This window comes from Deferribacterota bacterium, from assembly GCA_034189185.1.
Taxonomy (GTDB): Bacteria; Chrysiogenota; Deferribacteres; order Deferribacterales; family UBA228; genus UBA228.
On sequence record JAXHVM010000060.1, the window covers coordinates 1 to 10,886 of the forward strand.

Annotated in this window: 12 protein-coding genes; all 12 read right to left on the bottom strand. The window is 30.4% G+C overall.

Annotated features, from left to right (window positions below; translation table 11 throughout):
• The coding region (locus SVN78_05640) for an AAA family ATPase (GenBank protein ID MDY6821084.1) at positions 1-1,107 on the bottom strand (1,107 nt) is incomplete at its 3' end.
• 3 nt (positions 1,108-1,110) lie between these two features.
• On the bottom strand, positions 1,111-3,759 hold the full coding sequence (gene acnA / locus SVN78_05645) for an aconitate hydratase AcnA (protein MDY6821085.1): 2,649 nt from the start codon (positions 3,757-3,759) through the stop codon (positions 1,111-1,113).
• Between the two features lie 21 nt (positions 3,760-3,780).
• Entirely contained in the window at positions 3,781-5,520 is a 1,740-nt protein-coding gene (ptsP, locus tag SVN78_05650; protein ID MDY6821086.1) for a phosphoenolpyruvate--protein phosphotransferase, read from the bottom strand.
• Entirely contained in the window at positions 5,517-5,792 is a 276-nt protein-coding gene (locus tag SVN78_05655; protein ID MDY6821087.1) for an HPr family phosphocarrier protein, read from the bottom strand. Before SVN78_05655 ends, ptsP begins: the two co-directional genes overlap by 4 nt.
• Entirely contained in the window at positions 5,792-6,502 is a 711-nt protein-coding gene (locus SVN78_05660; GenBank protein ID MDY6821088.1) for a PTS system mannose/fructose/sorbose family transporter subunit IID, read from the bottom strand. Before SVN78_05660 ends, SVN78_05655 begins: the two co-directional genes overlap by 1 nt.
• Positions 6,499-7,152, bottom strand: a complete 654-nt coding sequence (locus SVN78_05665) for a hypothetical protein (protein MDY6821089.1) — start codon at positions 7,150-7,152, stop codon at positions 6,499-6,501. Before SVN78_05665 ends, SVN78_05660 begins: the two co-directional genes overlap by 4 nt.
• A gap of 5 nt (positions 7,153-7,157) precedes the next feature.
• On the bottom strand, positions 7,158-7,655 hold the full coding sequence (locus tag SVN78_05670) for a PTS sugar transporter subunit IIB (protein ID MDY6821090.1): 498 nt from the start codon (positions 7,653-7,655) through the stop codon (positions 7,158-7,160).
• On the bottom strand, positions 7,633-8,049 hold the full coding sequence (locus SVN78_05675; GenBank protein MDY6821091.1) for a PTS sugar transporter subunit IIA: 417 nt from the start codon (positions 8,047-8,049) through the stop codon (positions 7,633-7,635). Before SVN78_05675 ends, SVN78_05670 begins: the two co-directional genes overlap by 23 nt.
• A complete protein-coding gene (gene rapZ, locus SVN78_05680; GenBank protein MDY6821092.1) occupies positions 8,046-8,906 on the bottom strand; it encodes an RNase adapter RapZ in 861 nt (286 codons plus the stop codon). The genes SVN78_05675 and rapZ overlap by 4 nt, the downstream gene beginning before the upstream one ends.
• The gene (hprK, locus tag SVN78_05685) at positions 8,896-9,864 is read right to left on the bottom strand and encodes an HPr(Ser) kinase/phosphatase (GenBank protein MDY6821093.1); all 969 of its coding nucleotides are present in this window, start codon (positions 9,862-9,864) and stop codon (positions 8,896-8,898) included. Before hprK ends, rapZ begins: the two co-directional genes overlap by 11 nt.
• Positions 9,861-10,322, bottom strand: coding sequence for a PTS sugar transporter subunit IIA (locus SVN78_05690; GenBank protein MDY6821094.1), 462 nt, complete (start codon positions 10,320-10,322; stop codon positions 9,861-9,863). The genes hprK and SVN78_05690 overlap by 4 nt, the downstream gene beginning before the upstream one ends.
• A partial coding sequence (gene raiA, locus SVN78_05695; GenBank protein MDY6821095.1) for a ribosome-associated translation inhibitor RaiA occupies positions 10,319-10,886 on the bottom strand: 568 nt, incomplete at its 5' end. The genes SVN78_05690 and raiA, both read right to left, overlap by 4 nt.

Genomic DNA, 10,886 nt, shown 5'->3' on the forward strand with positions numbered 1-10,886 from the left:
CTCCTCTTCACTCTCTTTTTCCTTATTTAATTCTATACCTATTTTAGAGCTTAAAGTTTTTAAATCACTTTCAGCACTTTTTATTTTTTGAGCATATTCTTCGTTTTCAAACTCCAATGATTTCTCTCTATCTAGCAGTCTTTTTAGTTCATTATTTGAATGTTTAAGGCGTTCCTCAGTTAAAACTATACTATTTTTTATCTCGCTATATCTATTTTCAACACTATAATAACTATTCTCTACAAAATTAAATAATTTCTCAAAAGTACCTAAAAACTTTTTTAACTTTAGATATATATTTAATATATTGTTATATGCAGAAGTAAATTCCTCAATATAACTATTCAAAACCTTCTTTTTATCACTAATACCGCCTAGCTTTTTTGAGACCTTCACATAATCAATAAATAAAATCTTTTTCTTTATTTCATCCCTTTGTTCTAATAATTTATTATATTCCTTAAGCTCTAAAAGCTGTTTATATAAAACCTTCTTATTCTCCTCAACCTCCCTTAAGATATCAGCTACCCTTTCTAAATTGCTTAAAGATTCCTCAAGTTTATTTAATGATTCTTTCTTTTTATCCCTATAGTTAATAATGCCTGCAAATTCCTCAAATATATCCCTCAACTGCTCACTTGATGCCTGTACAATTTTATCAATTTTTCCCTGTTCAATTAACACTATACTCTTATAACTTATGCCATTATCATAGAGAAATTCCTTAATATCCTTTAATCTACAATTTTTATTATTTATTAAATATTTCCTTTCCCCACTTCTGTAAAGTTTTCTAGTAATTGTTAATTCTGAAAATGAACCCCATTTATTTGAAATCTCTTCATCTATATCAGTGAATGTTATTGAAACAGTTGCAAAATTGGCTTTTTGTCTATTTGCAGATCCGTTAAAGAGTATATCTTCTATATTATCCCCTCTTAATTCTTTAACATTTTGCTCACCTAAAGCCCACTTAAAAGCATCTAAAATATTACTTTTACCTGAACCATTAGGACCAACAATGCAAGAGACACCTTCATCAAAATTAATGGTAACTTTAGAAGCAAAAGACTTAAAACCTTGAATAGTTAAAGCCTTTAAACGCAATAATTAATCCCTTACAAGCTTTTTCAAGGTATAGGGCAATATTCCCCCATTCTTAAAGTATTCTATTTCAATATCCAAATATGCAGCACATCTTACATTAAACTCTTTTTTAGATCCATCTTCTTTCTCAGCTATAACCTTTAAAAGAGCATTTGGGGCTAGTTTATCTAAACCATATATTGAATATTTCTCTTTACCAGTTAAATTTAAGCTTTTAATATTTTGTCCATCTACAAAGAGCAGTGGGAGTACCCCCATACCTAAAAGATTTGCCCTATGTATCCTTTCGAATGACTCAGCTATAACTGCTTTAATACCTAACAATGCAGTTCCCTTTGCAGCCCAATCCCTTGAAGAACCACTACCATATTCCTTACCAGCTAAAACAATTAGAGGTGTATTCTCCTTTTTATATTTCTCAGCTGCCTCATATACGAAACAAAGCTCTCCTTCTGGCAATTTTAATGTATAACCCCCTTCTTTTGGATAAACTAAAAAATTTCTAATCCTAACATTAGAAAAGGTGCCCCTTATCATAACATTGTGATTACCCCTCCTTGAACCATAGGAATTAAAATCCTTTTCATCAACACCACATTCTAGCAAATATTTACCGGCAGGATAATCCTTTGGTATTTTACCAGCGGGCGATATATGGTCTGTCGTTACTGTATCTCCCAGGACAAGTAGCGCTCTTGCATTAATAATGTCTTTTAAAGGTTTCTCATCAAAAGAAAAATTATCAAAATAGGGTGGATTCTTAATATAGGTTGATTTTTCATCCCACCGATATGTTATTGAAGGCTCCACATCTAAACTATTCCACAAGTAATCACCTTTATCTATTATAGCATATTCATAATCAAACATATCAGTTGTTATACTTCTACTAACTAGATCATTAATCTCCTTTTTTGATGGCCATAAATCCTTTAGATAGATAGGCTCACCATTCGGTGTATAAGACAATACATCATTAAAGATATCTATGTCAATTGTTCCAGCAATTGCATAAATAACAACTAACATAGGTGAGGCTAAAAAATTAGCCCTTACTAAAGGATGTATTCTTGCCTCAAAATTTCTATTGCCAGATAGCACAGAAGCTGTTGCTAACTCATTCTCAATAATAGCCTGCTCTACTTCCTCACGAAGTGGTCCACTGTTACCAATACAGGTGGTACAACCATAACCAACTATATGAAATTTTAATGCTTCTAAATAAGGCAATAGTCCAGTTTTCTTTAAATAATCATAAACCACTCTAGAGCCAGGAGCTAAAGATGTTTTTACATAGTTAGGTATATCTAGACCATATTCAACGGCTTTTTTTGCTATCAATCCAGCACCAATCATAACAGAAGGGTTAGATGTATTTGTACAGGAGGTTATTGCTGCAATCACAACGCTACCATCCCTTAATGTAAAATCCCTATCATCAAGTATAATTTTACACTCCCTGACTTCCTTCTTATTTGAGACTTTACTTAAAATATCACCAAAATCATTTTTCATGTTTTTTAGAAAAATCCTGTCATGGGGTCTTGAAGGTCCTGCCACAGTTGGTTCAATCTCAGAGAGATCAACCTCGATAACATCAGAATATTCTGGCAATTTTTCCTCATCATAAAAAAATCCTGCATTTAAAGCGTATTTAAGGACTAATTCTGCTTGGTACTCTCTTCCAGTATGATTTAAATATTCAATTGTTCTATTATCTATAGGAAAAAAATCAACTGTTGCACCATACTCTGGAGTCATATTAGAAATCGTAGCCCTGTCAGGAACTGACAATTCTTTCAGTGCTGGCCCAAAATATTCTATGAATTTACCAACAACACCATATTTTCTCAATATATAGGCAACATTTAAAACTAAGTCAGTAGATGTCACACCTTCTTTTAGAGAGCCAACAAATTTTACTCCAATTACTTCAGGCAATTGCAGATAATAGGGTAATCCCAAAAAAACAGCTTCTGCCTCAATACCGCCTACACCCCAACCAAGTACTGATATACCATTTATCATAGGCGTATGTGAGTCTGTTCCCAAAAGTGTATCTGGCACAATATAATTTTTGCCTTTTTTCCTTATAACCCTTGCTACATCAGCTAAATGCTCTAAATTAACTTGATGACATATTCCTGCGCAAGGTGGAACGATTTTAAAATTATCAAAACTAGCTTTTGCCCATTTTAATAATTTATAACGCTCAATATTTCTATTGTATTCTAATTCAGTATTTTTATACAATGAATCACTTGTGCCAAAATAATCAACCTGAATTGAGTGATCAATTATTAGATCTATATCTATAAGTGGATTAATCTTTTTCGCATCAACATTCAATTTATGTGCACATTCTCTCATTGAAGCAATATCGACAACAGCAGGAACCCCTGTAAAATCCTGCATTAGCACACGTACAGGCTTATAGGGAACCTCCCCCCTTTTATCTATTTTAGGCTGCCAATTAATCAGGCTATCAACATGTCCCTTTTTTGTATATTTTTCATCATAATTTCTAATCACATTTTCAATTAAAACCCTAATAGAATAGGGCTTTTTATTAATACCCTCTATTTTATTTAAATTATAATAATTATATTGTATATTTCGATAAGTAAAGGTCTCTAAAATATTATCATACATATTACACCTCTTTATTATTTATTAATGGAAATATATACCTGATACATTTTTTTCTATAAATTTTTCAAGTTCTAATTCAGACTCTTCTGCAGTAATCCTTGTTTTTAACCTACTTAATAATTTTTTACATTGATTTACATATAACCTTCTAATAATCATTTTAGTTCTAAGAATAGCTGCTGGTGGCACACTTAAATTTCTATAGCCAATACCTAAAAGAACAGCAATATATTTTGGCTCACTTGCTATATCTCCACACACTGTTACTTCTATATTATTTTTATTTGCTGCCTTTAATATTCTCTCTAGGAGCATTAAAACAGAAATATGAGTAGGCCTATATAGGTATGAAACATTCTCATTGCCCCTATCTATTCCTAGAGTATATTGAATAAGATCGTTACTGCCAACACTAAAAAAATCAACCTCTTTTGCCACTAAATTAGCTATTAAAGCTAATGATGGTATCTCAACCATTACACCAAGGGGGATATCATTATAGGGTTTATTCTCTAGCCTCAATTCATTTTTAACTTCATCTATTATCCTTTTAGTTTCTCTAATTTCTTCAATACCAGAAACCATAGGTATCATAATTTTAACATCTCCATAATAGGATGCCCTATAAATTGCTCTAAGTTGCTTTTTAAAAAAATCTCTATTTTTTAATGAATATCTAATAGCCCTTAGACCCAAAGCAGGGTTTGCCTCTTTATCATATGGCTTTTCTCTATTTAACTTATCCCCTCCTAAATCATAGGTTCTAATTGTAATCTGCTTATCACCATTTAACAATATTGCTTCTTTAAAGATTTTAAATTGCTCATCTTCGCTTATATTACTATTTGCAAGGTACATAAATTCAGTCCTATATAATCCAACACCCTTTATGTTATATCTATTAGACAGTTTTATCTCCTCATTAATCTCAACATTTATAAAAATATTTACATCCACGCCATCAGCAGTTTTAACTGTTGCATCCTCTAGCTTGTTTAATTCATCTATATACAACTTATACCGTTCTTCTCTTTCCCTATATCTCTTTAGTGTTTCATCATCTGGATTTATAATTATCTCACCAGTAAATCCATCGATAATGGCAAAATCATCATTATCAACATAGTCGCAGATACTGTTAACACCTACCACAGCAGGAATACCAATAGACCTTGCAAGTATTGAGGTATGGGCTGTTTTAGAGCCTTTCTCTAATACTAGCCCTTTAATATTTTTCTTAATCAATAATATTGCATCAGAAGGCGATATATCATTAGACACAACTATATTATTACCTCCTATACCATATAGGTTGTCACTATTTTTACCGGCCATCTCATTTATCAATCTAATAGCAATATGTTCAAAATCATATTTGCGCTCTTTAAAATATTCATCTTTAATATCACGAAAAGATTTTAAAATTTTATTAACAACTAAAGAAACTGCAAATTCTGCATTTATCAATCTTTTCTCAATATAGTTTACAATCTCATTAATAAATTTTTTATCATTCAAAAACATCAAATAAGCGTCAAAGATATATGCATGCTCTGCAGTTATAACGTTCTTTGATGAAATTTTAATTTTTCTAAAATATTCCTTACTCCTCTCTATTGCTTCATAGAGACGTGCTTTTTCATTCTCAACATCTTTTTTCTCTATTCGGTATCTAGGCAACCTAAAGAGCTCTCTCTCTATCAAATAAACTGTTCCAATAGCTATACCATCTGAAGAAGGCGTTCCAGTAAATTTTATCACTTATTCTCCCCGAATCTACTATAAATAAGTTCTTTTAGTGCTTCTAAAGCATCTTTTGCATCCTCACCCTTAATCACAAGCTCCAACTCACTACCCTTGGGTGCTGCTAACATCATTAGACTTAAAATACTCTTACCATCTGCCTCAACACCATCCTTAATTACAGTTATAGTTGATTCAAATTCACTTGCTTTTTTCACAAATATAGCTGCTGCTCTTGCATGTAAACCAAGTTCATTAACTAAGGTTATAATATGTCTAATTTCTTCCATCAATACAAACCCACTACTAAATTTATAAGCAATAGTGTTGTATATACAAACAATGCCAACGATATATATATTTTTTTAACTATTAATAATGTTACTAGTAAAATTATAACATATATAAGCAATATGCTATAATCTGTATTATAGATTTGATTTTTATATAGTAAAGCAAGAAATACACCTGCTGCAAATAGTATAACTACCTCGCCATAGGTATTCCATTTATTAAATCTTATCTTGTTAAACCATTCAATTACATTTTTACCATAATTATAACCTATATCGAAACCATTATATAAGAAGAAAAAGTGAAAAATATTAAAAAAAAGAAGATAAAAGATAAGAGAGAGCAAGGGATCGTAAAAACAGATAATCACACTAATAATAAATGTTAAGGGTTTTAGGGTATGCCAAAAAAATCTATCACCTAAACCTGATAACGCTGGACTATAAACATCTTTGGCAAATTTAGTATTTAAACCATCAATATATTCTTTACACCAAACACCTAATATAATCGTTATAAAATAAGGATTCGTATTAAAATAGCCTGTATTCTCCCTTAAATGTTGTTTATCAACTTTTACATAACCAAGCTTTCTTAAAGATTTTAACAAATAATAGAAACCAGTCCCCTGCATATTATCATAATTCCAGTTTCCTTGATAAACTAAACTCTTCATCAACAGCTTTATTTTATCCATTCTTTTCATAATACAAACCACCCACACAGAAAACCAAGCAAAATAAAGAAATATTTTTTATGCCCAAAAATCTCAAAAAAATCCATAAAATAGGCCATTACAACTGTTATCAAGATACATGCATATATTCCAATGTTTCTATCTGAAACAATTGTTATATTATTGATTATCCCAATAAGTAAAAGTGCTCCCAAATTATATATAATTACACCTTTGAAAAAAGCTACTAAGATACCTATAAATATTAATTTTTTTGGTCTGAAATTGTCTTTACTCTCTGCTCTATTATATAATATTCTATTAATTTTTTTACTATATAAATCAAAATTTGTTACAAAATACATTAATATAATGGTGAATAATATAAGAGCAATAAATTTTATAGAAGTATCAATATTGCTATGCAAACTTGTTAAGCAACTAGCATAAGCAGCAAAAGTATCATCTTTAGATATATGGGTTCCTACTGGTACATCAGTTAAACCATATATTTCAAAGATTATCCCCATAACTAATATCACAGGGTTACTGTAAAATATTAAATAGAATAGTACAGAGATTATAAAGGGCCTCGAAATCATAATATTTAATGCATTATTCCTGTCAATTGAAATAATGCCTGAAAATAAAAATAGTATTAAATAATCTATATAATTCATAATAGTTAATGTTTTTTTAAAAATTCATAAAAGTATTTAATTTCTATATTTGTCTCCCAAGGCAGTTTTTTAATATATATATTATGATTATCTCTAAGTTTTGATATCATTAAAAGCTCATCAAGATTTAGAAATACAGTATCAGTAATCTCAATTTTATGCTCCCTAGAAGCTATACAACCTATATTAATATAAATATCGTTATCAATAATATCCCTTACATCATACAAATCTTTAACACTCTCAAATAACACTAGAGTGTATTTACCTTTACACAGACTCTTAAATCCATCAAAATTTTCCAAAAAATCTTTCTTTCTTACAATCTTTAGAGAACAATATTCTGGTAGTATGCTACTGTATATCATATTCTGCAAGTAATCTCCATATATCCTATCATTTACTATAAATACATAATTAATCTTATAATATTTAATCCAACCTTCAATCACTTGGCCATGGATCAACCTATCATCTACTCTAAAGATTATCTTTTTTTCCATATCCAAACAATTCCCTTGCTATTCTTATACTACTTTTACCTGCCTCAACTGATTTTTTACTTATCTCGCTTAGAGAATCTAATTCTTGTCTTAGGGCAAATGCCCTAATCAACATAGGTAGATTTACTCCTGTAATAACTCCAACTCTATCATCTGTTAAATATGACATAGCTATATTAGAGGGTGAACCACCAAACATATCAGTAAATATGAGCACACCACCTTCTTTACTATTATTAATTATATCATTTAGCTTATCGGCAATATCCTGCAAAGAAGAATTACTTTGAAGTGTTATTGCATGTACCTTATTTTGCCTTCCAATAATCATTTCACAAGTCTTTAAAAGCTCTAAAGCCAATGAGCCATGTGTTATAATTATAAATTCTATCATAAGCCATCCTTTTCAATGTCTCTATGCATTATTGATATCTTACCAATATTTAGATTAATTAACCGATTAAATAATTCATTAGTTAAAACAACTGATCTATGTTTACCGCCAGTACATCCCATTGACACGGTAAGATATTTTTTATCTTCACTAATATAAAGTGGCAATAGAAAAGTAAATATATCTGTTATTTTATTTAAAAATAGCTCAGCATTATTATCCTCTAGCACATATTGTCTTACTGATTCATCAAACCCTGTTAAATCCTTTAAAGATTCAACAAAATATGGATTTTTTACAAATCTCACATCAAATACAATATCTGATTCGGGTGGAATACCGTATTTAAAACCAAAAGATTGGAGAAAAATATTTATTTTCTGCTCAGAATTAACACTAAAACAATCTTCAATCTTCATGCGCAGAGAATGTATATTCATATTACTTGTATCAATAATAAGATCTGATATATCTTTTATGTCCAGTAGCATTTCTCTCTCTTTCTTTATTGCCATTACCATATTATCATTTAGTGGGTGCTTCCTCCTCGTCTCCTCAAATCTTCTAAGTAAAATATCAGTTTGTGCCTCCAAGAACAAAATAGTTATATTATATTTTTTTTTTAGATAATTAATAATATCGTATAGATTTTCCTTTGTAAAACTCCTAATATCAGCCGTTAAAGCTACCTTTTCTAGTTTAGTTTCATAATCAATTGTTAATTCCATGAATTTTGGTAGAAGCATCAGTGGGATATTATCAACGATATAATAACCTATATCCTCAAAACTCTTTAAGGCACTTGTCTTACCTGCGCCAGACATTCCAGTAATTATTATAAAATTTTTATTGCTCATCTTTCTTATGTTTATTCTCTAATCTCTCTCTATTTTTACTAATCTTTTCTAATAATTTATTACTTAATTCTTTAGAGGCATTCATCCCCATCTTTTTTAGAAGCAGATCTTTTGCTGCTGTCTCAATAAGCACTGACATATTTCTTCCAGGATAGACGGGTAAAACAATATAGGGAATCTTTTTTTCAAATATATTATAATATTTTGTATCTAAGCCTAATCTTTCACAATCTGCATATTTATCCCAATCCTTGAATTCAACAACTAGATCAATCTTATGTTCTAGCATTACTGCCCTTATACCAAACAACTCCCTTATATTAATTAGACCCAAGCCTCTTAGCTCTAAATAATATAAAAAATCAACATTAGCCTTGCCAATAAGCTGTCCTTTTTTCAAAAATACTTTAACCATATCATCTGCAACAAGGGTATGCCCCTTATCAACTAGCTCTAGCGCTGTTTCACTTTTACCTATCCCGCTTCTACCTATTAATAAAACCCCCAAGCCTAACATATTAAGTAAGGTACCATGTAATACTTTAAAGTAGGCTAATTCAGACTCTAAAAAAGATTGAATATTATTAATTGCAGTCTCTGTATCTAAATCAGTCCGAAATAGGGGCACTTTATAAATCTCAGCTATTTTTATTACCTCATATGGTATATCAAGCTTTTTTGTAACAACTAAACAGGCAACATCTTGTTCTAAAAGATTTTTTATAGAGCCACATCTTTTATCACTATCAAGGGACGATAGATAAGATATCTCAGTCTCCCCTAAGATCTGAATCCTATCCTTATGTATATGTTTTACAAAGCCCGCTAGTGCTAAAGATGGCTTTTGTATTTTATAACTACTAATATTTCTTACAGAGAGATAATCTTTGCCACAAATCAATTCTAGGTTAAGATAAATAGCACTATGATTTAATAGCTTTGATACTGGGATACTCATCCAAAATTATTGCATTCCTTTAAAATGGCTAAAATTTCATCATTGTCCACATCAGCTCTTATCTTATTAACAAAGGGTGTTTTTTTCACAAGATGGGAGATTTTAGCCAGTAGTCTTAAATGTAGAGTTAGATCCTTCTCAGGTGTAAGTAGTAGAAAAATTATTTTTACTGCTCTTTTATCCTCAGCTTCAAAATTAACACCCTTTGGAAGGATAGCCAACAGTAGATAGGGTTTTTCAATAAAGCTTATCCTTACATGGGGTATTGCAACTCCTCGTCCAATAGCAGTACTGCTCAGCTTTTCTCTTTCAATTAGCTGATTATATATAAACTCTTTATCTGGTAAATTATCTAATTCACACAACTTACCAACTAATAAGTATAATAAATCAGATTTTTCATATTTATCATTTAATATTATAATATGTTTTATATCTAGTAAGTCAGCAATTTTCATGGCTGTATAAGACCTATATTCCCATCATCCCTCTTATATACAACATTTATATCATTTGTCTCGGCATTTCTAAAGGCAAAGAAATTTTTATTCAAAAGATTCATCTGCATCACTGCTTCATCAACACTCATAGGTTTAGCAGGCATCTCCTTTGTTATAATAATTTTAGGTTTATCTTCATTGAAACTCTCAGATTCAAATACATTTAATGTAAAGGGTTTAGATTGAACTTCAGCTCCAACCTTGTCTTTCAGTTTATCCTTGTATTTTGACAATTGTCTCTCAATCTTATCAATTGCCAAATCTATTGATGCATACAAATCTTCAGTTCTCTCTAAGCCTTTTAAAAATACACCTTTGGCATTAACCAATATCTCAGCAGAATGCACGTTTCTTTGAACCTCTAAAATAACACTTACGTCCAAAACATAATCAAAATACTTGTCAATACGCTTTAACTTTTTTTCAATGTAATTTTTGATAGCATCTGTTAACTCTAAATTCTTAGCAGTTATTTTTACATTCATTGCTCGACCTCTCTTTTCTCCTATATTTTTTTGAAGG